The 24,525-nt window shown below is 45.2% G+C and carries 17 protein-coding genes; 8 read left to right on the top strand and 9 right to left on the bottom strand.

The window, feature by feature from the left end:
- Positions 1 to 180 precede the first annotated feature (180 nt).
- Positions 181 to 1,773 carry a spore germination protein gene (locus NST45_RS25810; RefSeq protein WP_339824177.1) on the bottom strand — a complete coding sequence of 531 codons (1,593 nt, stop codon included), beginning with the start codon at positions 1,771 to 1,773 and terminating at the stop codon, positions 181 to 183.
- A gap of 146 nt (positions 1,774 to 1,919) precedes the next feature.
- Complete coding sequence (gene udk / locus NST45_RS25805; RefSeq protein WP_036687251.1) at positions 1,920 to 2,546, bottom strand: uridine kinase; 627 nt, start codon at positions 2,544 to 2,546, stop codon at positions 1,920 to 1,922.
- Between the two features lie 157 nt (positions 2,547 to 2,703).
- Between udk and NST45_RS25800 the strand changes: the two genes are divergently transcribed.
- Positions 2,704 to 3,804: a beta-eliminating lyase-related protein gene (locus tag NST45_RS25800; protein WP_339824175.1), complete on the top strand. Its 1,101-nt coding sequence runs from the start codon at positions 2,704 to 2,706 to the stop codon at positions 3,802 to 3,804.
- On the opposite strand, the gene NST45_RS25795 is transcribed toward NST45_RS25800, so the two are convergent.
- From NST45_RS25795 to NST45_RS25780, 4 genes are read right to left on the bottom strand one after another with little or no spacing between them, the layout of a single operon-like run.
- Positions 3,790 to 5,106: a glycosyltransferase family A protein gene (locus NST45_RS25795; RefSeq protein WP_339824173.1), complete on the bottom strand. Its 1,317-nt coding sequence runs from the start codon at positions 5,104 to 5,106 to the stop codon at positions 3,790 to 3,792. The two genes, NST45_RS25800 and NST45_RS25795, sit on opposite strands and share 15 nt — an antisense overlap.
- 19 nt (positions 5,107 to 5,125) lie before the next feature.
- Positions 5,126 to 6,673 carry a sugar isomerase gene (locus NST45_RS25790; protein ID WP_036687254.1) on the bottom strand — a complete coding sequence of 516 codons (1,548 nt, stop codon included), beginning with the start codon at positions 6,671 to 6,673 and terminating at the stop codon, positions 5,126 to 5,128.
- Positions 6,648 to 7,775 (bottom strand): polysaccharide pyruvyl transferase family protein, encoded by a 1,128-nt coding sequence (locus NST45_RS25785; RefSeq protein ID WP_036687256.1) that lies wholly within the window; start codon positions 7,773 to 7,775, stop codon positions 6,648 to 6,650. Before NST45_RS25785 ends, NST45_RS25790 begins: the two co-directional genes overlap by 26 nt.
- The gene (locus NST45_RS25780; RefSeq protein WP_036687258.1) at positions 7,772 to 8,830 is read right to left on the bottom strand and encodes a glycosyltransferase family 2 protein; all 1,059 of its coding nucleotides are present in this window, start codon (positions 8,828 to 8,830) and stop codon (positions 7,772 to 7,774) included. The genes NST45_RS25785 and NST45_RS25780 overlap by 4 nt, the downstream gene beginning before the upstream one ends.
- A 220-nt stretch (positions 8,831 to 9,050) precedes the next feature.
- On the opposite strand from NST45_RS25780, the gene NST45_RS25775 reads away from it, so the two are divergent.
- The 4 genes from NST45_RS25775 to NST45_RS25760 all read left to right on the top strand — a co-directional run bounded on the left by NST45_RS25775 (position 9,051) and on the right by NST45_RS25760 (position 14,521).
- The gene (locus NST45_RS25775; RefSeq protein WP_038568219.1) at positions 9,051 to 10,277 is read left to right on the top strand and encodes a Zn-dependent hydrolase; all 1,227 of its coding nucleotides are present in this window, start codon (positions 9,051 to 9,053) and stop codon (positions 10,275 to 10,277) included.
- 281 nt (positions 10,278 to 10,558) lie between these two features.
- Complete coding sequence (ald, locus tag NST45_RS25770) at positions 10,559 to 11,692, top strand: alanine dehydrogenase (protein ID WP_076107330.1); 1,134 nt, start codon at positions 10,559 to 10,561, stop codon at positions 11,690 to 11,692.
- 762 nt (positions 11,693 to 12,454) lie between these two features.
- The gene (locus tag NST45_RS25765) at positions 12,455 to 13,708 is read left to right on the top strand and encodes a helix-turn-helix domain-containing protein (protein ID WP_339824169.1); all 1,254 of its coding nucleotides are present in this window, start codon (positions 12,455 to 12,457) and stop codon (positions 13,706 to 13,708) included.
- A gap of 84 nt (positions 13,709 to 13,792) precedes the next feature.
- The gene (locus tag NST45_RS25760; protein WP_036687267.1) at positions 13,793 to 14,521 is read left to right on the top strand and encodes a hypothetical protein; all 729 of its coding nucleotides are present in this window, start codon (positions 13,793 to 13,795) and stop codon (positions 14,519 to 14,521) included.
- Between the two features lie 156 nt (positions 14,522 to 14,677).
- Here NST45_RS25760 and hflX read toward each other — a convergent pair whose 3' ends face one another.
- Positions 14,678 to 15,943 (bottom strand): GTPase HflX, encoded by a 1,266-nt coding sequence (hflX, locus tag NST45_RS25755; protein ID WP_036687269.1) that lies wholly within the window; start codon positions 15,941 to 15,943, stop codon positions 14,678 to 14,680.
- A 527-nt stretch (positions 15,944 to 16,470) separates the two neighbouring features.
- Between hflX and NST45_RS25750 the strand changes: the two genes are divergently transcribed.
- Positions 16,471 to 17,271, top strand: a complete 801-nt coding sequence (locus tag NST45_RS25750) for a hypothetical protein (protein WP_036687271.1) — start codon at positions 16,471 to 16,473, stop codon at positions 17,269 to 17,271.
- A 49-nt stretch (positions 17,272 to 17,320) separates the two neighbouring features.
- On the opposite strand, the gene NST45_RS25745 is transcribed toward NST45_RS25750, so the two are convergent.
- Both NST45_RS25745 and NST45_RS25740 read right to left on the bottom strand, forming a co-directional pair.
- A complete protein-coding gene (locus NST45_RS25745) occupies positions 17,321 to 20,341 on the bottom strand; it encodes a DEAD/DEAH box helicase (RefSeq protein ID WP_339824167.1) in 3,021 nt (1,006 codons plus the stop codon).
- On the bottom strand, positions 20,338 to 21,984 hold the full coding sequence (locus NST45_RS25740; RefSeq protein WP_076224519.1) for an SWIM zinc finger family protein: 1,647 nt from the start codon (positions 21,982 to 21,984) through the stop codon (positions 20,338 to 20,340). Before NST45_RS25740 ends, NST45_RS25745 begins: the two co-directional genes overlap by 4 nt.
- Positions 21,985 to 22,393: 409 nt before the next feature.
- On the opposite strand from NST45_RS25740, the gene NST45_RS25735 reads away from it, so the two are divergent.
- Together NST45_RS25735 and NST45_RS25730 are read left to right on the top strand one after the other, a co-directional pair.
- Entirely contained in the window at positions 22,394 to 22,867 is a 474-nt protein-coding gene (locus NST45_RS25735) for an Hsp20/alpha crystallin family protein (protein ID WP_038568238.1), read from the top strand.
- A 175-nt stretch (positions 22,868 to 23,042) separates the two neighbouring features.
- Positions 23,043 to 24,041 (top strand): J domain-containing protein, encoded by a 999-nt coding sequence (locus tag NST45_RS25730; protein ID WP_169744732.1) that lies wholly within the window; start codon positions 23,043 to 23,045, stop codon positions 24,039 to 24,041.
- The last annotated feature ends 484 nt before the right edge of the window (positions 24,042 to 24,525 follow it).

Here is a 24,525-nt window from a genome sequence, read left to right as displayed (position 1 = left end):
TTCGTGATATTAAGTCTTTGCTCAGTGCTCTTCTGAACATTACTGCGCTTAACAAAACCAAGTGTAGTAATAGGTTAACACTCGATACTCAAAGATTGCACCTACAGATATGCGCCTTGCGATGTTATACATGGTTTTGTTCACTCCAATTTATCACTTCATAGGTCAAGGTTTCAGGGGCTATTCCTCTGTGAGATCTCCCGGTTTTTCCGGTGGTGTGCTCTTTTCCCGAACGATATTTTTTTTATTGATTAGCTTAGGGCGGGTAAACATAGCCCAATGTGGCATTCGGAAAAAGGTGTCCTTTTGATCGGCGAGATTATAGGGAGCAAACGGGCTCAAATAAGGAACGCCAAAGGAACGTAAGCTGCACATGTGAAGAACTATCGCAATAACCCCGATGATGATACCGAACAAACCAAAAGATGCAGCAAGGAACATCATCGGGAAACGGAGCATTCTGATGGTCAGGGCAAGATCGAAGGATGGCAGCACAAAGCTGGAGATAGCAGTAATAGCGACGACAATAAGCATGGCAGCAGAAACAATGCCGGCATCAACTGCCGCAGTCCCAATCACCAGGGTGCCTACAATGGATACAGATTGGGCTATGGTTTGAGGCATTCGTACACTCGCTTCCCTTATAATCTCGAAGGCGAGCTCCATTAAGAGTGCTTCAATAAATGCTGGAAGCGGTACGCCCTCCCGTTGTGCAGCTAGACTGATCAGCAGGGTTGTGGGCAGCATCTCCTGATGAAAGGTAGTAATAGCTACATACAAAGATGGGGCTAGTAGTGAAATGAAAATACTGAAGTATCTAAGCATCCGTACTAAGGTGCTGACATCGGCACGTTGATAATAATCTTCCGCTGTCTGCATGAAGGAAACGAATAAGGTAGGCACCGTCATTACTATAGGAGTCCCATCTACTAATATGGCTACTTTTCCTTCCATAAGAGCAGCAGCTATAACGTCAGGACGTTCCGTATGATGGATGGTTGGAAATGGGGTATAGGTTTCATCCTCGATTAATTCTTCGATATAGCCACTTTCCAGGATACCGTCAATGTCGATCCGATCTAAACGTGAGTGTACTTCTTGCAGAATCTCATCACTAACAATGCCATTGATGTACATGAGGGCTACGTCTGTCTGTGTTACACGTCCAATTTGCTGTGTTTCTAACCAAAGATTGGGGTCTTTTATTTTCCGCCGGATTAATGCGGTATTCGTGCGTAAGCTTTCTGTGAAGGCTTCCTTTGGTCCACGAATCACCGTTTCAGTGGCACTTTCCGTTACGCCACGGTCTTTCCAGTCACGCATGCCTATGGTGAACCCTTTGGTATATCCATTGAGTAAGAGGATCACATCTCCGGATAATAGAGAGGTGAATAAAGAATTGAACTCCGTCGCATCTTTAATATCCCCTACAGTGAGCATGTGATCTTTTAATAATTGATAGTTGGCTGTTTGTGTATCAAGACTTGGATCTGGAAGTTCTAAAATTAGTGATTCCAGAATGAAATCCTGAATAGCTTTACTATCCGCCAATCCATCTGTATAGAAAATAGCTGCTTTAATCTGGTGTTTGGAACCAATAAAGAATTCTCTAATCACAAGATCTGTACTATTGCCGAGTCTTGTTTTTATATATTGAATATTATCTTGAAGTTTTTCTTTAATAAGTTCCTTAGGTAATTCTTTAGTGGGGTTGGGGTGCCCTAATGAAGGGTTCTTAAAAACTTTTGTTATTGTTCTGTTCAGAAATCCCATTGTTGTTATCCCTCTTCCGCTGGTGCTGTAAATATAGCTATTACCATAATGAGGTGGGATTATTCTGATCCATAGATGGGTTCATACACACCAAAAAAGCCGCAGAGAGATTCTCTGCAGCTAGCTAGAAGCGCTTAATTAAGACTTTAAGACGTCCAATCGTTATATAAATGCTTCTCCGTTAGGATGGACAACAACTGAATACCAACCTCATTATGGCCACCTTCAGGGATGATCAGGTCAGCGTATTTTTTGGATGGTTCGATAAACGCTTCATGCATGGGTTTAACTGTACTCAAATATTGATGATGGATCGACTGGATGCTCCGTCCACGTTCTTCAATATCTCTAAGGACCCGGCGGAGAATACGCACATCAGGATCGGCATCCACGAATACCTTGATGTCGAGCATTTCACGGAGATTCTCGTCAGAAAGGACGTGGAGTCCCTCAATGATTACAATATTGTTTGGCTTCAGTTCTACCGTCTCTGTAGTGGAGCGGGCATGGACTGTAAAGTCATACACGGGAGCGAATGCGGTCTGTTCTTCACGCAGAGATTTAAGATGCTCAATGAGCAGCTCGTTATCGAAAGCGAAAGGATGATCGTAATTAATGGATTCACGTTCAGCAAAGCTGAGATGTGAGTGATCCTTATAGTAGTTATCTTGAGATATGAAAGTTACCTTTCCCGTTCCAAGACGGTCAATGACGGAGCGGGCTACGGTTGTTTTTCCCGAGCCGGTGCCGCCGGCGATACCAATAATGAGCATGTGATTCAATAACCCTCCCTAAGATTGCCGTTGCAATTCCAATATTGTAGCACAGCGCTCATGTTTTTTCACCTTAGATCGGGTAAAATTAAGATGGGATTTTTGGAAATTCGTCTATATTAGGGACAAGGCAAATCCGGAAGGGGTTATTCAACGAATGAACGGAAAAAAATCAGTACAAGAGGCTTTTAATGAAACGGCCTATCGAATCGCAGGGAATGGGAATAGAGATGTGCAAGTGTTGAAGGAAGCCTTGGCAGCCGTAGAGAACAGTACGGCATCTGATATCTATGGAACGGGCGAAGTGATTGAAGATTTCCAGACGAAAATGGCGAATATCCTGGGCAAAGAAACCGCAGTTTTCTTTCCGAGCGGAACGATGGCGCAGCAAATCGCTTTAAGAATCTGGTGCGATGAAAAAGAGGTGAAAAAAGTAGCCTATCATCCCTTATGCCACTTGGAGATTCATGAGCAGGATGGCATGAAGGAATTACATCATATTGAGCCTATCTTGCTTGCGGATAAGGACCGATTAATCACTTTGGAGGATGTGGCGAATCTAAAGGACGATATCGCTTGTCTGTTGCTGGAATTACCCCAGCGCGAGATTGGTGGTCAGCTGCCAGAGTACACGGAGCTTGAAGCTATTTCTGCTCATTGCCGTGCACGCGGCATTAAATTGCATTTGGATGGGGCGAGATTATTTGAGATTCTTCCGTATTACGGGAAGTCAGCAGCTGAAATCTCTGCACTCTTTGATAGTGTGTATATATCCTTTTATAAAGGAATTGGAGGAATCGCCGGGGCAATTCTTGCAGGCAGCGAAGACTTTACGAAGCAATCAAAGATATGGAAACGGCGGCATGGTGGAGACTTAATCAGCTTATATCCGTACATCATTTCTTCTGATTATTATTTCCGGCAAAGAGAGGGCAGGATGCAGCAGTATTATGAAGGCGCGAAGAAGCTTGCTGCTTGGGTTAATCAATGTCACGACGTAACCACTCTGCCCGCTCAACCTGTCTCCAATATGTTTCACATGCATTTTCAAATGTCTAAGGAACAAATTGAACCGATCCTGTCAGCGGTGTATGAGGCGACAGGAATCGGTTTAAGCGCGGGTATAAGAGCTACCGGGGAACATACTTCTTATTGTGAGATCAGCATTGGAGACAAGTATGCCGACATCCCAAAAGAAAAGCTTAGAGAGTTTTTTCTGCTGCTCGATAAGCTAATGAGCGAATCATCTGCCGAGTAGCGTACGGAGTAAGGAGATTCGTAATAATTGTTTTTTAATAAGCTTCATGCGAAACTCATTTTTTAATTGATTGTAGATCAGCGGGCAATGGTTAAGCGCCCAATGGTACATGAATTTAAAGTCTGTAGCATCTTTTGCAGAATTTAATAAATAGTATGAGATCGTATCGTAAGCATTATGGTTGAACCATTCCGTCATTTCCTGTGCGTTATATCCATATTTCTGCACGGCCATATTCTTAATGAGTTTCTTTTCTTCCAGATTCTCAATTAAGAATCCTTGGCTCAGATTAAAGGTGATATTGTTCCCGTGTATTCTGTACACGCCGGCAATCACATCAATGAAGCCCGCATCACCTACCAGCAGGGAACGCAAATAGATGGAAGCATCGTTGACCATATTCATATCTAGGATATCCATAGCCATTAAGGCCTCTCGTTTAAAAACAGTAGTTAAAGTAGAGGCGGGTTTTGGATATCCTTTTTTCTCAAAATTCATGAAATAATCGCGTTTCTTAATAATGCTGCTAAGCTGCAGATTGGAGATTTTTAGTTGTTTGGCTTTGGAATACTCCAGGAACACATTCGCAGCTACAAATGAAATTTCGGGATGAAGGAGATGGAAGCGGACCGCTTTACTGAAATAATTCATGTCGATCAGATAATCATCATCATCGAGAAAAAGAACATATTCCCCATCACCATGTGCAGCGAAAGCTTTTCGGCGATTATTTCCAGGTCCGCTATTGGTAGCATTGCGCATGTAAATGACCCGTGGCTCCGCCCCAAAGTGTTGCTGCATTAACTCTTCCGTGCCATCTGTAGAACAATCATCAATCACTGTAATCTCTTTATTGGGATAGTCCTGCATTAAGATACCTTGGATCGCTTGGTATAGGAATGCTTTTCTATTATAGGTAGTGATAATGACACTGATCTTGGGGGAATCGGCTAAGGACTGGACCGTTGGATAGGAAATTTCCGTATCCGAAATGCGGCTTTCCATTTTAACCAACCCCTGAATTAAACCTGCGATATCGCTGGCAACAATGCTGAATTGTTCAGATAAATAGAATTTCAAGGTATCCTCTGAAGCCCTCCCCGTGAGATAAGCATGAATAACCTCAGATAAGGTTTCCAGATAAGGTTTGATTTGTACATTTTGTTCTTGATCTATGATCTGGCGGCATCTTTGCAATAGTTCTGTATCATCTATTTGGATGGTGGGTGAATGGTTTATTTCATCATTTAGGTCATTTAAAAAGACGTAACAGGCTTGCTGCAAAACCTCGCTATGATCCATTTCCAGTCCTCCTGTTGTGTTATTTGGATAAACCACTTACCTCAGGCTGAGCGTTAATTTTATTTTTGAGTTTATATCGATACTTTTTGAGATGTTCCCATGTATAGAGGAAGACTTCCCGTTCCATTAAAGAGCCGATTACGAAATATACAGGCAAGATCACAAATCCTAGAAGTACACCCCAGATCATAAGCCCCAGATAGGAATGGATCGGGATGTCGATGGCGGTGATGATTAGAATAATGCCTACAAAAACTACTGCATTCGTGAGCCATCTTCTAAAAGTGACCCAAGGACTGCGGTCCAGTAAATGTTTGCTGGCATAGATTACAATATCTATGGAGCGGTATAAGAGGGCAGCTATCGTTCCCATTAGTACACCGTAAATTCCCATGAAGATTACGAAGACAATAGAAGCCACCAGATTAATGGCGGATTCCAGAATGGAACGGTTTTGTGTTTTTTTGAAATGTCCAGCGATGGTAATCACATTATTGGAAGACGTTCTGGCATTGGTTAATAATTTGATGACTACGAACAGGACCGGCAGCCACATATCAATGTAATTCACGTCGTTTACCCCAGCCGTATACAATTTCATAAAGGGTAAAATCAAAATGTAAGCCACCGTTAGAATCGAGAAGATAAGCCCCATGAAATACACTTCGTACGCATCATAAAATTTAATAAATGCTTCTTTGCTCTCATGGTAGCTTTGCCCGAGGGCAGCCTTCACACTTCCGTTTATGGTCTGGACGATATTATCCACGATCGTAAAAATCATATTGTACATAACATAGATACTGACGATTTTTAGATTCGTAAAGATGGTTAATATGAGTACGTCCGTATTTCTAAACACCAAGTAGGAGATTTCATGGACTAATACGGAATTCTTTTGGCCAATAGCTTCATAGTCTGGTTTGAGATTCAGGTTGATCCACTTGTAATTCTTATTCATATAAATATAGAAAGCGATAATTTGAAGTAAGGTTAAGATAAAATAGGAAGCTTGAACGGCAATAATGTCCACACCTTGCAGTAATAACAGAATCCGGATCAGGCTGTTCATAATATTAGCCACAGTGACAATAGAAGTCTCTACATAGCTTTTTCCCTCCGCAGCGAGCAGGACCTTGAATTTTCCCTGAAAATAATAATTGATCGCTCCGCCCATCCCTGTAAGCAAAATAATGACCATAATCGATAATTTATCGATCTCAGAAGAGATCACTAGCGGGTACACGATGGCGAGTAGCAGTACGGCGAAGAAATAGTAAATGCCTGTTTTTTTATAATAGCTGGAGGTGGCAGCCAGAATAGAGTTAATATTGTTTTTATTATTCGAAGCTACCGGCTTATAAAGCGCTTGGATCGAGGCCGCTCCAACACCTGCTTCCAGCAGCGCCAAATAACTAATAATCTGCACAATCGAAGCGATCAACCCATTGGCCTCAGAGCCATAGTTGACCATTATCAGTCTGGGTATAAAAAAACCGAGGATGATCGTGATGAGTTGACTTCCCAGTCCAAAGGATAAGTTAAGAATGCTCCGCTTGGCTTTCATAACGAATCCCCCTTTCGTAAAGCGATAAATACGTATCTAGGTGCTCGAAATGCCTTTCGGCTTGTTTTGCTTGCAGTGTGACATCCATAGAGCAGGTGATCATACTTTCAAAAATCTGTGCAGGCTGGACCTGTTCCAGCGTATTGAAATCGGCATACAGACCTGTGAACCCAACATCTTTCATTACATTGATCATTTTTTTGCTGTAGGCTACGGGGAATACCGGTTTATTAAATACCCAGCCCAGAATCATTGCATGGAATCTTGAAGCCACAATAGATCTGGCATTAGCTAACACGGACAATACTTCTTCCATGTTCGTTTTATATAAATGCACTTGCATAGCATCCTTGTAGGAGGGACCGATAAGGCGCTGAATCTCTTCAATTGCCAGTTGATCGCCTTCGTGTTCGCAAAATGACATGAAATGAACCGCGTAACCTTTTTCAATGAAATAAATTGCGAGTTCTTTCATTTTTTCATAATAGAGGTTGTCAAAACCGTTCAGACCTTTCGCAGAAGGTTTAATAACGGATAAGACGATGTAATCCTCCGGTTCGTTTGGAATATCTGGCGGGTCTAGCTGAAAAATAATATCTGGGGCTAAGCGGACATTATCCAGATCCTTAAATAAATCATAAGAGTACTGTTCTCTGAAACATATATCTGTATAATCCTTGAAAATCCGCTTGTGCTCATCATAGTATTCTTGATTTGTAAAAGGGCCAAAATTAGATCCTAACAGATAGTAAGGCTTATTTTGATTACGAATGACTTCTGCATTCTTGAAATGCTCTGCCCAGTGGTCTGCCTCCATGAAAATCGAGCCGCCGATATGAACGACGCCATCTGAGTGATCTGCCAGATATTTGTGAGCCACATTATGTATCTTTAGCTTCCTGCAAATATAGCCAATGCCTCTTAGAAGAAGGGAATCGGAAGGATACACTTTGAGGTTAGGGAGCTCTTTGAAACATTGTTTATAGAGGCGTGGTGCGCAAATTCTGAATCTGGTATCCGGATATCTTTCGCATAGCACCTTAATGAATAGATCATCACCCAGATTAAATTCGGTATAGGCGTATATCAGCATCTTTTTCATATTCTAGATTCCTTTCGGGTTCCGTTCCCTTTAAGTAGGTTGCGCTTGAACCTGGATAAGCTTCTCTCCACAGAGATGAATCTGTGATATAGAAGCGGGGAGATTAAAAATGTTCTGATATAAAGGGTTAATCTGCGATTATCTCCTCTATAACGTCTTATGAGTTCATCCATTTCTTGATTGAGCTTGGGATAGGTATGGTTGATGTCACGAAGTAATTCCTGAATGCTTACCCCTTCCGTACCATTTAGACAGGTTTTGAGGTTGAAAAAGTAGTTCTCAATCAGCTCCCGGTTCATTAACAATGGGGAGATCGTATCTAGTTCAGCAAAGGGATAGGTTTTGAAATATTCATCCACCCTTTTAAAAGCATCCACTACATCAAATTTATTCACGTTATAGCTGTTGGAGATGGAGGAGTTTCTCTGTAAATAAAATGATAGTATATCCGGGATTGAGATGACTCTGGCCGCTCTGGACAAGGCTTTGTAGATGAACTCTTGATCCTCTCCATTCACACAGCGTTCTGTATAACCTAGCTCGTGGAGAAGTAGGAATTCTCGCTTATAAGCGATACTCCCTGTCCATATTCGCAAGCTCTTGTTCACGAAAATCCGCGCCAGTGCTTCACTTCCCGTCACGTCGCTGAAATCAGAGGTACAGCTCAATAGAGTTTCTCTGCCTTCGGAGACATGATTATAACCCCAGCAAATAATCTCGGGTTGTTCATCTTGGGTATAAGACTGAAGGGTTGAGACCAAGTCTGCGGAGACATAATCGTCTCCATCTACAAAAAGAACATAATTACCTGTGGCTTCAGCTAAACCCCTATTTCTAGCCGCGCTTACTCCATGATTCTCCGTTCGAATGACTTTACAGAAAAGGCCGGGATTACGCGAAAGAATCTTTTCTATAACGTTGTAAGTGTTATCCGTAGAACCATCATCTACGATGATGACCTCGAAATGCGGATCGCTTTGGTCAAGGAGTGAATTGAACATAGGGGTTATATACTGCTCTATATTGTATACCGGGATCACAAGGCTTAGATTCATGGGCTCGCTCCTTTCCTGTGTAAAACGGGATGATAAGCTATCTTAAGCTTACCCCTCGTATGAAAAGATTGTATATACTACTTTAGTTTACTTATTGCTGGCTCTACTCGTTGTAGCATCATGTGAATAATAATTATTACAATATGTAAAATGAAAATATTATGGTTTGGTTTAACATAGATAGAAAGCCAACAAAACGTTCGAAGCGGAGGGATCTGGGATGCAGCTGCAAAAAATATTCGTGAACGGTGAGAGACTGAAGAATACAATCGAGGCATTTGCCGATTATGGGCGTACAGATAAAAATGGCGTGACCCGATTATCGCTGACCGAAGAGGATATTAAAGTTCGGGAGTATTTTCGTGCCTGTTGTGAAGAGCTCGGAATGTCTGTGAAGATGGATGATATGGGGACGATGTATGCCACATTGGCAGGCGAAACTTCCGGGCCTCCGATTGTGATTGGCTCGCATATGGATACTGTGAAAAAAGGGGGCAGATTCGATGGCGTCCTAGGGGTTATCGCGGGTCTAGAGGTTGTGCGGACGCTTGTAGATCACGGGATTAAGCCGAAGGTTCCGGTGACGATTATGAATTTTACGAATGAAGAGGGGGCACGTTTTGAGCCATCGATGATGGCCTCTGGTGTGCTATCCGGAAAGTTTGATAAAAGTGTTATGTTGAACAAAAAGGATCCAGCGGGCATTAGCTTTGGTGAAGCGCTGGAGAAGAGTGGATATAAGGGAGAAATGAGCAATCGTATCACCGAAGCCACCGCTTATTTGGAGCTTCATATCGAGCAAGGACCTGTTCTTGAAAAAGAGGAGCTGGCGATTGGGCTGGTTAACTGTGTAGTTGGTATGGCCTGTTACGAGATTGAGGTGACGGGAGAATCTGATCATGCGGGCACAACCCCCATGGCGATGCGCAAAGATGCTTTGTTTGCTGCCACAGACCTGATTATTGAGCTGCGGAGCAAGCTGGGGGCGCTCGATTCCGAGCTTGTGTATACCATGGGCAGAATGAATGTGCTTCCTAATATCCATACCGTCATTCCCAATAAAGTGATTTTCACCATTGAAGCCAGACATAAAGATATGGAGATTGTGCGTGAAGTGGAAGCCATTATTAACGGTTTGCCAGAGCAACTGCTGGATTGTGAAGTAAGCAAAACTAAGCTTTGGGGCCGAGATACGGTGTGGTTTGATCAGAATGTGTGTGATTTGGTGGAGCAAGCGGCTCAAACCTTAGGTTATTCCAGTCGAAAGATCGCAAGTGGTGCAGGGCATGATGCACAGTTCGTAGCCAGCTTTCTGCCATCCGCAATGGTGTTCGTGCCTAGCGTGAATGGTAAAAGCCATTGTGAAGAGGAACTAACCTCTTATGAAGACTGCGAAAAAGGGGTAAATGTAGTGTTAGAAACAGTGATGTTGTTATTATCAAGATAGTCCATGTAACTTAATATAACATTATGCGATATGGTAGTCGCTTTAATTTCATACAAAATCGTCAAAAAGGCACTCTATAGGGTGTCTTTTTTTATGAGATAATAAAGATGGTTGTGTTGAGTACCAAAGTGGTTAAAGATTAATGGGCAGTTAAGTCAGATCCTTTGTGTAAAAACACAATCATGGTAGATAATATTTTAATTTTTTAACAAAATGGGAATGCTAATCATATGTTATCATTCTTTACATAAGGGATCTACATTAGATGGGAGAGATGAATGATGATTATCGGAGTACCTAAAGAAATTAAAAACAATGAAAATCGTGTTGCCATAACCCCTGCGGGTGTAGTTAGTTTAATTACTGAAGGTCATCAAGTGCTCGTAGAAGCTGGAGCCGGTGTTGGCAGCGGATTTCCTAACGAAGAGTATGTCTCTGCCGGAGCACAACTGATTGAGGATGCAGCAAAAGTCTGGAGCTCCGCTGAAATGGTGATGAAGGTAAAAGAACCATTGGCAACGGAGTACCCCTATTTCCGTCCAGGCCTTATTCTATTTACGTATCTTCATCTTGCTCCAGAGCCTGCCTTGGCTGCTGCGCTTAAAGACAAAGGTGTCTTTGCGATCGGATATGAGACGGTTGTTCATGGACGCACCTTGCCGCTGTTAACACCGATGAGCGAAGTAGCTGGCCGGATGTCCGTCCAATTGGGAGCGCAGTTCCTGCAAAAGAACTACGGCGGACAAGGTATTCTTCTTTCCGGTGTTCCTGGCGTTAGCCGAGGTAAAGTGAGTATTATTGGCGGCGGTGTAGTAGGTACTAATGCAGCTAAAATGGCTATTGGCTTAGGTGCAGATGTTACGATAGTTGACCTCAGTGCGGAGAGACTACGTCAATTAGATGACATTTTTGGAGCACAGATCAATACGTTGATCTCTAACCGTTATAATATTGCGAAAGCAGTGGCTGAAGCCGATCTGCTGGTAGGTGCCGTGTTAATTCCGGGTGCCAAAGCACCGAAGCTGGTTACCGAAGAAATGGTCAAGACCATGAAGCCGGGATCGGTGATTGTCGACGTGGCCATTGACCAAGGTGGCATTGTAGAAACCATCGACAGAGTGACGACACATGATAATCCCGTGTTTGTGAAACACGGCGTGCTGCATTATTCCGTGGCTAATATGCCGGGCGCTGTTCCTAAGACCTCAACTATTGCCTTAACAAATGTTACAGTTCCATATGCCCTGCAAATTGCCAATAAAGGTGTGATCAAGGCGATTCAGGATAATGACGGCCTAAGAAGCGGCGTGAATGTAGCCAATGGCAGAATCACCTGCCAAGCTGTTGCCGAAGCGTTGGGTGAGACACCTTATTCGGTTGAGCAAGCCATGGAGCAGACATTCACATTGATCTAAAATAGACACGTTCCATAATGGAATGAGCCAAACAGCAAGCTCTCTGCGGGGAGCTTGCTGTTTGGCGTTTCTTGCGGAGGAGATCGGGTGGAAGTTTGTCAGTACGGTGTTAAAGTAAATAGATTGCGTTTCAGTGTGATTAGATACATTAGGTGTTTGCTCGTGTGGTGTGATGGTGGAAAGATTACGTAGTGAAGTTGGCTAGAACAGGCTAGTTTTGATTAGTTTTTGCTTCTGCGATGGTGAAGGCTTTGATGGAGAGATGCTTTAGGGAAATTCTCCCTAAAAAAACGCGAAAATAGCTTATAAATGCTGTTATTAGGGAATTCCTCCCTAAAAAGCGAGGAATACGCCTGTTTATACGCAAAACGGAAGAAAATCAGGGAGGATTTCCCCAATTATGATCGTGTGATGCTTAAAGTGCAGAATATTAGGGAGGATTTCCCTAATTATGACCGTGTGATGATTAAAACACAGAATTTCCGGGGGTTATTCCCTAAAAACCATTTATAACATTCGGTAAACACCAACAACTATTAAACCTTCCCAAACACCCCGACAAAACTCCCCACAAAACTTCCCACACCACCCCCAACAAAACCCCCACCAAACATCCCCGTCCCAAACACCTTCCTCAACTAGCCGATCTCGTCCCTCACCTAAACCAGCTATTTATCTTATAGTCAGTTAGGGGGATGCATACTATAATGAAATCACTCTAGAGTACAGGATTTGGTTATTCTTCAGGTGGGAGTGAAGCTAGTGAAAGATAAAGATCCATTATTTGATCGTTTTTTCGACAGTATGGAATCATTGGCAGATGCGATAAGTGAATCGCTACAGTCTCAAGTTACCATCGAGGACAGCAATCATCATGTGATTGGCTACAGCTCGCATGAATTTGAGAGTGACTCCGCGCGGATTTCAACGATTATCGGGAAGCGTGTACCTAACGCTGTGATTATTGGCTTGCGCAAAAAAGGGATTATGCAGCAGCTGGAGAGCGCGGCACATCCCATTCGAATTCCTGCGGTGCTGGAGGTGGGACTTGGCCCCCGGCTGGCCATTTGTATTAAACATCAGAAGGAAATTCTCGGGTACATATGGGTAGTAGATACAGGCAACCTGGTAGAAGGGCATGCCGAAAATATCGTTGAGAAAGCGGCAGGTATCGTAGGTCGTTATTTACTTAAGCAGCGAGGCTGGAAAACGAAGCAGGACAAAACGCATGAGGATTTTTTCTGGAAGCTGATTACCTCCCACTACGACAACGAAGCAAATATTAAAAAGGATGCGGAATTTTGGTCCATTCTTTTGCCGGAAAAATATTATATTAGCGTGTTTGAGAGTGACAAGGTAATCGATGATCATTTAATACTCCGGTTTCGGCAGGTTATGGCTTCTTATTCCGGACTGCAATTACTATTTCTGACGGCTGAGCATAATCGGCTGATTATTCTGTTTTCCTTCAGCTTTGTGATCGAGGGGGCGGGTGGATTATCTTCATTCCTGCATAAAACAATGGAGGATATGTATAAGAGTGAAGGCTGCACACTGGCTGCTGGCTGTAGTCTCGATTACACTGAATATATGTCCGCGGCTATTGCCTATTGGGAAGCGGTGTCCATTGTGGAGATCAAAAAGCTGCTGCCTTTTCATGGGCGGGAGCTGCTATTGTACGAGGAGATTGGATTTTGGGCATATATACCGGCTATTATGGAGCAAAAGCGCAGTCGAATTCGTAAAAGCCCGTTGCTATATCCGCTAAAAGAACATGATCGCGAGCATAAAAGTGATTTTCTCAAAACCATCGCTGTCTATTTATCATTAAGCGGCAATTTAAAGGAATCCGCGGCTTTTTTACATATACACACTAATACATTGCTTTATAGATTAAACCGAATCGCAGAGATTACGGGCAAAAGCTTGAAGGATACGGGTTATCGGACTTCTATTTTCCTCGATATTTTGACGGAAGAAACACGGCAGCTTAACCAGTGGTTTGCCGATGCCTGAGAATCTTGAGATTTAAGCACCAACCCGGTGACGAACACGTACAATAACCTATATTTAGAACCTATAACATTGGAGGGACTAAGCATGGTGAAGGAAGTTCGTTCACCCGATGCCCTTGACTTTGAGCGCAAAATGAGAGAAAGCATCGTGGAATCGGCTGAAGCTTTAAATGAAAGTGGAGTGGATTTTGCAACATTTGATGATTCCCGCTGTAATCCGCTGTTTTGGACACGTACAGAGATTGGTGGACTTCAGCTGAACGCTGGCGTGGAACCCACAGTGGGGATTAAAGATATTTTTCGGAATGGACATTTATATGCCTTCGAATGCGCGACAGCCATGGTTATTGTTTTGTATAGGGCGACAATTGAAGCTATAGGTGAAGGAGCCTTTAATAAGTATTTTAAGGACTTGTTCTTATGGGACTGGAATTATGATGAGAATTTACGCTTAATCACAAACTACAACAAGGACCACACGCAGCGGGGAGACGTTGTATATTTCAAGAATCCCGATCATGCTCCGAGCAAGCCAGAATGGCAGGGCGAGAATGCAATTAAGCTTGAAAATGATCTGTTCTACGGCCATGGCATAGGGATTACTACTGGAGAGATCATCATAGACTCTCTGAATCAGGAAAGAGTATATGGGAGTGATATCTCGGCCTATTTAACGGATGAATCGGTGCATCCAGACTTTAATTACTTACAGCGGTTATCTGCAGGAACGGTTTTACCGGCAGCCAACAATAGAAGCTTCCGATACACTGTATGTTCAAGAATAGGGTCTAGAAACTATATTTATAAGATCTAGCGTCTGCCTATTGTATACTTACTGAGCAATGCAAAGAGAGGGTACTTTTGTATTGTTCATTTTTTTATTCACAAAAGAAAGGGATAGAGCTTCAGATAACTCTGAAAACTCTATCCCTCTTTTTTAATTAAGGACTACCACGTCGTTTCTAATTTGTTATAGCTCAATAAAATCGTTGCGGAATTTCTCGAAATCAGATTTTCTGCATTCCAGCTCAAGGCGTGTGCCTGTTTCTTCATAGCTAGTAGATTGAACATGGGCATGTTCATTGAAATAAGAGACTACATTACCCCGATCAAATGGAACCAGAATCTCGCACTGGACATAGTCCGTAAAAACATGGCTGCGGATCAGAGCGGTAAGTTCAGCCATTCCACTATTTTGCTTGGCGGAAAGGTAGACATTGTCACCTTCAATTTGCGGGTAAGGCAAATCAGTCAGATCAGCCTTATTATAGGCATAGATCGTTGGAATCTGGTCAGCGCCGAGTGCTTTAAGCGTCTCATCCGTAACCGCCATATGCTGTTGATGCTGCGGATCGGAAATATCGACTACGTGAATCAATAAGTCCGCTTCGGTAACCTCTTCAAGAGTGGAGCGGAACGCTTTGACCAGATGATGGGGAAGCTGGCTGACGAATCCGACAGTATCTGTTAATAAAAAGGTTTTGTGATCAGGCAGCTCAATGCTGCGAACCGATGTCTCTAGTGTAGCGAACAGCATATCCTTGGCGAATACTTGTTTATTGGAACCTGGATGGTAAGTCTCTACCATGACATTCATTAAGCTGGACTTTCCGGTGTTCGTATAGCCTACAAGGCAGACGACGGGGACTTCATTTTTATGCCGTTGTTTCCGCTGGATTTGACGTCTTGCTACTTGTTGCTGCAGTTCAACCTGTAAAGCAGTGATCCGCTCTTCAATTCTTCTGCGGTCCAGCTCTAGCTTGGTTTCACCCGCACCTCTGTTTTTAAGTCCAGCTCCGCCACCTTGTCTGCCCAGCGACTCACGAAGACCTGTCAGGCGCGGCAGCATATATTGCAGCTTGGCTACTTCAACTTGCAACTGTGCTTCCTTGGTCTTCGCTCTTTCCGCAAAAATATTCAAGATCAGAATGGTCCGGTCAATGACCTGACGGTCCAGTGCGGACTCCAAATTGCGGATCTGTGAAGGTGACAGTTCGTCGTTAAAAATAACAATAGGAGCATCGTGTGCTTCTAAAAGTGCCGATAATTCCTCGATTTTACCTGTCCCGATATAATGGGAGGGGTTAATTCGACTTGCCTTTTGACTAAGCTCTCCTACGACTTCAAGGTCACAGGCAGCTGCCAGATTGCTCAGCTCTTCCATCGAATAGGCGAAATTCGTTTCGTTCTGAAGCTGGACACCGACTATAATTGCTTTTTCTCGTATTTGTTCCATATATTTATTCATCCTCCAATAGTAAATAATAAACGCAAAAAAACACAGGCAATCTGCCTGTGCTTACGGTTCGTTAGAGGACGTCAGAGTTAGGGCCTTCCATAGGTAGAATGAATTAAACAACAGTCCAGTCGCAGGGAAGAGGCACTTTGATCCCTTGCGAGCAGCAGTTGGCTAATCGGCTTCTATGGATGTTCAATTCTTAAAGGAATGGAGGTGAAGAGAATCCTCCCTACACGCTGTTGTTAAATTATCGGGTTACCTTTAAAAATGGGTAGACCAATCCTGAGTCCTCTGCACATGGGCAGAGCTTTAGCGCTATTCAATTAGCCGCGCAAAGTTCTAACTCGGATAAAGTCTATCACACGTAACCCTCCGTTCATAAAAAGTTAAGTCGAGTTTACCACATTCGTTATTTAGTGGCAAATCTCTATTTAGGCTCTGGAACATCTCTTGTATTTTAATTACATCCAATAATTCTAAACAATGTTTACATATCATATATGAATTGATATATAGGAGGTGTGATGACATTGCCTGTTCTGTCCACAAACACCATTATTAATTTACCTGTCGACGGTACTCGGCCAATAGATCAAGTAGTGATCAAAGTTGTTAACAATGGATCGGCTGGCGCGTTTTGTTATATTACGGGCTTATCCAATAGTGTCAGTCCCCAGGCCATTTTTGTTGAAGAGTTATTTGAGCTGCAATATCAGGAGACCTTAAGCAAGACCTATGTCATGGTAGAGGATTTATTCCAATTTAATTTTGTATATTCGCAGGAGCAGATGAAGATTCAGGTTTTTCTTGTTGATGTGGACGGTGTATGGACCGCCGTTGATCTTGAAGTGTTTCAAGTGAGCCGGATAACTTCGGAAATACGTGATAACGTGTCTGTTACATCGACTGACTTCGCAGCAATCAGCTTTATGAGGCGTCCCGGCTTTGCTATTCCACAAGGTCTTGCGGCTGAGATTCGACCGGCAGCTTTAGATGTTATGTCCAAAAGACCAGTGCGCTATATGATCGTTGCAGGCGGGACACTTGATGGGACCTTCGAGAATTATCCTACACCGACTACGAATATTCCTGCCACGGACACGGCACTGCTAGTGAACTATACCTGCACTACGGTCACGGGTGGAAAAGTTATTATGCAAGGTACAGGATCAGGGATTTCTGGTGCGTATGCGAATCTGGCGGTCAATTTGCTTAATGAGCGACTCTCATACGAGTTCCATGATGAACCTGTCACATTGGTGGTAAACTCCCTCTCGGGCGGGGATGATCTCGCAGTCACCTTTAAAATGTCCGAGCAATGGTAATTATTCTTGTGAAAAAGAAACATTCGCATCTACGCGAATGTTCCTTTTGCTAGTCATTTAAGTCTCTACGCAAGGTAAAGAGATCTTTCAGAGCCTCAGTGGACAGCTCGGTAATCCAGCCTTCTGAGCTGGAGATCACATTGTCGCTGAGCTGCTGCTTATTCTCCAGCATTTCATCAATCCGTTCTTCGAGTGTACCCAGGGCGATGAACTTATGCACCTGGACATCACGAGTCTGGCCCATGCGGTAAGCGCGGTCAGTTGCCTGATTCTCCACCGCTGGATTCCACCAGCGGTCGAAGTGGAATACGTGATTGGCTGCAGTTAAGTTCAGGCCAACTCCCCCAGCTTTGAGTGAAAGGATGAATACATTCGGCTGATCAGACGGCGGTGCGTCTGGACGTGTAGACCCATCTTCCGCAGCAGGGGCTGGTGTCTGAAACCGCTCGATCATACGGTCGCGCGCCTGTTTGGAGGTGCTTCCGTTCAAATAAAGGACAGGTTCGCCCAGCTCCTGCTGGAGAACCGCCTGAAGCATTTTTCCCATACCCACATATTGAGTAAAAATCAGGCAGCGCTCGTCTTCCGCGCGCAGCTCCTTGACCATATCCAGCAGTCTTTCGAGTTTGGAGGAACGGTTAATAAGAAAGCTGGTATCCAGCTTGTTGTCCGTATCCAGTTCAGGGATAGCCTCTTTTGTTACAAGCATCGGGTGATCGCATAGCTGCTTAAGCCCGGTCAGAGCTCCAAGAATTGCCCCTTTGCGCTCAATGCCTTCCAGCTTCTTCATCCGTTCCAAGAGTCCATTTACGGTCTGATCGTAAAGCGCTGCTTGCTCGGCAGTCAGATGAACATAGGTTTTCATTTCGTTTTTATCAGGTAGATCGAGCTGTATATTAGGGTCTTTTTTCTTGCGGCGCAGCATGAAAGGTTTCACTAGATTTTGTAGGTCCGCTGTACGTTTCGCGTCGTGTTCCTTCTCAATAGCATTCGTGAATCGGTCATTAAAAGACTTGGCGCTGCCCAGATAACCTGGGGTTATAAAATCATAAATGGACCACAGCTCGGATAATCTGTTCTCTATAGGCGTCCCTGTTAAGGCAACCCGGTGTAGTGCTGGAAAACTACGTACAGCAGCGGATTGTTTGGTTTGGGCATTTTTAATATTTTGAGCTTCATCCAGGCAGATCGTCGCCCAAGTGAATTCCTTCAGCAGCTCCTGGTCAAGCGCGGCAGTCGCATAAGAGGTGAGTACCACATCGGCTTGCGAAGCTGCGCCATAGAAGAATCCTGCGTCCAGACGGCGGCTTCCGTAATGAAGCATAACATTCAACGAAGGCGCGAAGCGTTGCAGCTCCTTCTGCCAATTGCCTAACACGGAGGTCGGGCAGATGATCAATGAAGGCCAACCTGGTGGGTCGGTCTGCCGCCGGGCTGAGCTTGCATCCGTGTTCTCTTGGATGTGTAGCAGATAGGCGATGAGCTGTACTGTTTTGCCTAGTCCCATATCATCGGCTAGGCAGGCCCCCAGCCCAAAGCGGCGCAGAAAGGTCAGCCAAGCGAATCCTTCATGCTGATAGGTGCGCAGCTCCGCCTTAAGGCTTGCAGGTACGGGCGGCTTAGGCCATTCTGAGCGCTGGCCCAGCTGACCGATAAGGCTGATCAAATGCTCGTTCAGCTCTACCTCCAGACGCAGACGCGCGGCATCCTCTTGCAGCTGCTCTTCCGTAGCTTCAGAGTCTGCCTCTTCACCAGCTCCTAGCAAGTGGAGCTGAAGCACGTCTTGGAAGGACAAGCCTTGCGACTTGTCCATTCCCGCCATGGCTCTTTGGATTTGCGCCAGCAGAGCCGGATCGAGTGAGACCCATTTGCCCTTGAAGCGGACGAGCCGTTCCCCTCTTGCGACCAGCTCGGCAAATTCGGCCTCAGTGAGATCCGCGTCGCCGATGGAGATGCGCCAATCGAAATCGATGATCGAATCGAGACCGAACAGCGACTCACCGCCGCTGCGTTTGTCTTCGCCGGAGCTGATCTTTGCGCGCAGGCGCGGCTTTTTCCGGCTGGCGGCTTCCCACCACGCCGGCAGCAGCACTTGCCAGCCTGCTTCCAGCAGCCGCTGGCTCTCGGCCGTCAAGAACCGCCAAGCGATGGCATCGCTGAGCGGTTCGGCCAGCACATCGCCGCCCGCCGCGAAGCGCTCGGGCGGCAGACTGCCGCGGAGGCGCTCCAGCCATCCCGCGGCCCGTTCATGCACGTGAGCCGACCACGCGGCCGGCCACAAGCCGTACGGCTCGCCGTTATCGGCGAGCCTGATGGGAACAAGCGCGGATTCATCGCGCTTGTCCTGAAGGATCAGCTGCAGCCGCCAATAGGATTCATCCTCATCGGGCTCCAGCAGCTGTAGCGCGGGCCGGAAAGGCGCGGTGTCCGCCTTCCAGCCAATGGCGATAAGCCACGCGGCGGTATCCATGCCCGCTGCAAGTGCTCCGCTTCTATCGAAGAGAAGCGGGAATTCGCTGCGGAGGTCGCCGGCCTCGGCCTCCGTGCTGTAATAGCGCTGCGATACGGCGGCAGAGAACGCCGCACGTAATCCGCGGCTAAATTCGCTGCCGCCATTTAGCGCCTCAAGGGCTCCCTTAGCAGTGTCACTGTCCACTGCCACCTGCGCAAGAGCCCCTTCGTCCCAAGTCCATTGCAGCCTCCCGGCGCGGTAGGCTGAGATGTCGGGAATATACTGTTTGTGCTCCAGACATATTGCCAAAAGTGGCGCCAGTTCTGTGAGCTGGGCGGCATCGCCCTCCCAGCTCCATTCGATATGCGCCAGAAGCTTCTGCTCGGCAAAGAAGGGGATGACCTGCTCAGCAGGAAGAATCACTAGCTCCACGCCTTCGCCAGCTGGCTGCACGGTTAACTCCGTACCATAAAAAGACGCTTCATGCCAGGCGAAAAGCCGCTGCTTAAGCTGCAAGCCCGGCACGAGATCTTCGCGCTCATTCATTCCAAATATTAAAGCATCGCCATACTGGCTTAATGCAAGCCGGATGGTCAGCGTGCGTAAATGCATGTTCATGGTATTAGCTTTCCTTTCCGAAGCTCCTCTTGCAGCGCACGGAGCCTGCTATGCCTAATGGCGAAGGCAGTGAGGAACTCTTCCCAGCGTTCTTCTTGTTTCAGCTTTTTATACAGCTTGGATAATCGTTTCAATAATTTCACAGCCGCTTTGTAGCTATGTCTGTTCTTATCCAGCACAAATCTTTCGGCGGCCTGATGGTAAAAGGGCAGCAGAACCTCAGGCGCATTCTTTTCCACCGGTTGGAGGTCTTTGACACGAAATTCGGAGGGCTGTTTACCGATGGACAGCTGATAATCCATCCAGGTCTGCCATTTCTCATAGGTGATTAGCTTCTCTTCATAGACTTCGCCAGAGATAGGTAACATGGTGGCTAGTGTATCCCACATTTGCGGCTCAGCTTCAGGCAGGTGGCGAACAGCTTCTTCCCAACTGGTTGAATAGCTATTGAGATTATAGAGTCTGCTGCTCAGCAGTGGACCGATTTGAGCAAGCCAACCCACCAAACGGGACCAGTCCCCTGCAGCCAGCAGCGGAAAGGTGAAGCTCATGAGCTCATCGGGATGGAGACCCGGGCGCTCGGCCGCTTTATTCAATAAGTCCCAAGCCTTCTGGTCATCCATCAGATAGTAATACATACGGCTCTGAGCTAACAGCCACGCATGTTGTGAAAGGGAAGCACCTAATTCACCTTCTGCTTGCTGCAGCTGTTCGATTTCATTCAGGTAAAGCTTAGTTCCACCTATATTCGGATAAATCCAATTTCTCCACAGCAGATCATAGCTAAGAGAAAAAGAGGGTTGATCCCGTGAGCGATCCCGTGACTCCATCAACATCTCGCGCCGCAGATAAGATAAAGTATCGATGACGTATGGCCATAGATCCTGCTCTTGCTCGGGGGACAGCGGAAGTGTCTTTTTTAAAAGACCTGTGATTACTTCCTGTAGCTCTGAGACCGCTACCTGTGTGTAATAACCAAGAGAAGGGGCGTAAGCGGCCTGACCGACGGATTGCGCAGAAGGCTTAGCAAGCTTTTCCAAAAGGAAAAGATGAGCATGCAGAGTGAACAGCTTCTCCGTTTCCGGAAGCATTTTCGGTTTGAATTTATTGATTGCAGACAAGGCCCGACTCACATATTCAGGATTTCGGGTGGTATGGGCTAAAGGGGAGACACAGAATTCAAAATACTCCCGCCACTCCGTGATTTTTCCGCCAGCAATGCGGTTGGCCATCTCTTTCATTTGCTGCTGACGAGTTGCATCGGCTCCAATAGAGGCATTTGTTGCTGTGCTTGATATTTTGGGCAAAAAGGATGCAGCTTTAGCGTTGGCCAGAACCTGTACAGATCTATTCTGTTGTTCGGCATAATTCAGCAGCACAGCAGCCATATGTTTGCAATGACCTGATACTGGACAATTACAATGACAATTGGTGAAGCCGTCGAGATCAATGGTGACGCGGTAATCCTCTCTACCTTCAACTAGAGCGTTAATCTTACGAGGCTCCGTCATGGTAAACGGCTGCACTCGATTTTGTTTATAATATTGGAACCCTCGCTTGAGGGTAAGATCATCGAAATAATAGGCGACATTTTGGATGAGCTTACTCCACTGCGTATCATCCATAGCATAGGTTGGTTGCATACAATTGGTCTCCTGTAACGAAAATGGTCTTTATTTGTCTTTCATTATATCACTTCTGCAGGCTTCATCTTTAAATCGTTAAATTTTGATAGCTCGTAAGGAAACTCCGTTTAAAAGCTGGCGTGGAGATGATTAGAAGCTAATGGCTTGTATTGAACGGAAGGTCTGAACATATAATAATCGTACTGCAAGTTGGGTCATGATTATATAGGTGTCATTTACGAAAGATCAAACAAAGGTCAAAATTGGTCAAATAAATAAAAAGAACTAATTTTCTCGTGTGAAATCAGTTAATTCGCCTGAATTTGAGCGATAATCGGCTTAAATCGGTTTTGTTATTCCTCAGTTAGGGGACTATAATAAGGTCATAGGTCAAATAAAGTCAAAGTCAATGAGAGGAGAATGGATAATGTTTGATATGGTTCCTTTTGGTAAACGTAGAGATGATGCTTTTGGTATGCTGGCTAAGTCTTTGAATGATGTTTTTAATGATGATTTTTTTGCACCGATTAAGAGTTCCACGATGTCCTTCAGAACAGATATTCATGAGAGTGAGCAGGCTTACCTGATTGAAGCTGAACTTCCTGGTTTGAAAAAAGAAGAAATCGACATTGATTATGCCAGTCCTTATTTGACGATAAAAGCGGTACGTAAGGAAGAAAATGCCGAGGAGAACAATGAACATCAGATTTTACGCAGAGAACGCCGATATGGTGAATATGTGCGCAGATTCTATGTTCAAGATATTGCAGAGGAAGAAATTCGCGCGTCTTTGAAAGATGGAGTGCTGAAGCTGGAAGTTCCCAAACGGCAAAAAATGCAAGGTAAACGCATCGAGATTCAAGACGGAGATTCTAATTCTACCGGTTCGCAGTCTGAATAAGCATAAATTAAGCGGAATGGACTTCCGCTCAGCCTTTTAGAGATGGCAGCGAGCTTTTAACATAGTGTTATGAATAGAAGGCGCATTGTAGTGGAGGATTCCGGCTATGGTGCGTCTTTTCTCGGAGTGCAATGGTGGTCGGTATGAGATTAGGGATGGAAAGGAGGAAGCGCGAGTGGCTAGTAAAAGCTATTATGATGCTTTGGGCGTGAGCAAAAAAGCTACTAAACAAGAAATTAAAAAGGCTTATCAGAAGCTTGCCAAGAAGTGGCATCCCGATGTTAACAAAGCCCCTGAGGCTGAGGCGAAATTCAAAGAAGCAGCTGAAGCTTATGAAGTACTTGGTAATGAGGATAAACGGAAACTCTATGATGAAGAGCTGCTTTATGGAGCTCAACGTGGCAGAGCTAGTGGAGGGGCGGCGAGTGGAGCCTCTTCTTGGGATTCAAGATTTGGTGGAAGTGGAAGCTGGAACGGTGGGACTTATTCAACGGGAGGTTCTGGTATTTCGGAGGAAGATTTATTCGGGATGTTTTTTGGAAATCGGGGCTCGGCGGATCGGGCTGGCTTTGATTTTTTCTCGGGAAGTGGAACGGGGCGTGCGAATGGCAATCCGTGGGGCGAGGCCCGCAGTACTATGCAGGCGCAGCTGGATATTACCTTGGAGCAGGCTTATAAGGGCGCCACTGTAAGAGTACAGGTCAGCGACAAAACGGTGGATGTGAACATTCCGCCCAGATCCCATGAGGGTACAATTATTAAAATCGCGGGAAACACTCCGGGTGGCGATGTGCTGCTGGCACTTCATATTCTTCCTCATGATATTTATGAGATTCGCGATGGTGACTTATATGGCATGGTTGAAATTGCTCCTTGGCAAGCGGTATTGGGCGGAGAAGTGAAGGTTCCATTACCGGGTGGCGGCGCCGTCAAATTGAAGATTCCAGCAGGAATTCAGAGCGGTAAAACGCTACGCATCCCCGGCAAGGGCTTAAAACGTGAGAATGGTGCGAACGGCGATATTTTATTTGGTATTGAGATTGTTATCCCTGAACCCACCAGCGAAGCGGAGAAAAATCTGTACCGAAAGCTGGCAGACTCCAGCCCTTTCGAAGCCAGAGCTAAACGTCAAAACACTGGCACCCAGCGGCAAAAGGCGAAAGTGGGTAATTAATAGATAGGTAGAAGAGGTAGAGGTGAGGTGATTTCACCCGTTTGTGATCAACTCTGGTTGGTGAATAAGGTGATTTGAATGCTAGTTGCAGAACAGTAACTTATTTAGCCACTAACTATAAAAGAACTTTTCGCTCAAACGGTGAAAGTCGGCACTATGGTGGGAAAAGAGAGTCAAAAGTGTACTAGAAAGCGCTAGATGAGGCTCGTTGGTCGAAAAGAAAGGCAAAAGTGCCTTAGAAAGTGCCGAATGGGGCTCGATGTGCGAAAAGAGAAGCAAAAGTGCCTTAGAAAGCGCTGAATTAGGCTCGTTGTTCGAAAAGAAAGTCAAAAGTGCCTTTAGAATGTGACGAATGGGGCTCGTTGGGCGAAAAGAGAGGCAAAAGTGCCTTAGAGTACGTCGAATGGGGCTCGATGTGCGAAAAGAACGGTAAAGATCCCGTAGAATGAGAGCAAACCAGCCAGTTACTCGAAAAGAACGGTAA

Origin of the sequence: Paenibacillus sp. FSL R7-0163 (assembly GCF_037969975.1) — a bacterium.
In the GTDB taxonomy this organism is placed as follows: domain Bacteria; phylum Bacillota; class Bacilli; order Paenibacillales; family Paenibacillaceae; genus Paenibacillus_AQ; species Paenibacillus_AQ odorifer.
The sequence above is the reverse complement of the archived record's forward strand: the minus strand, read 5'-3'. Positions and strand labels throughout refer to the sequence as shown.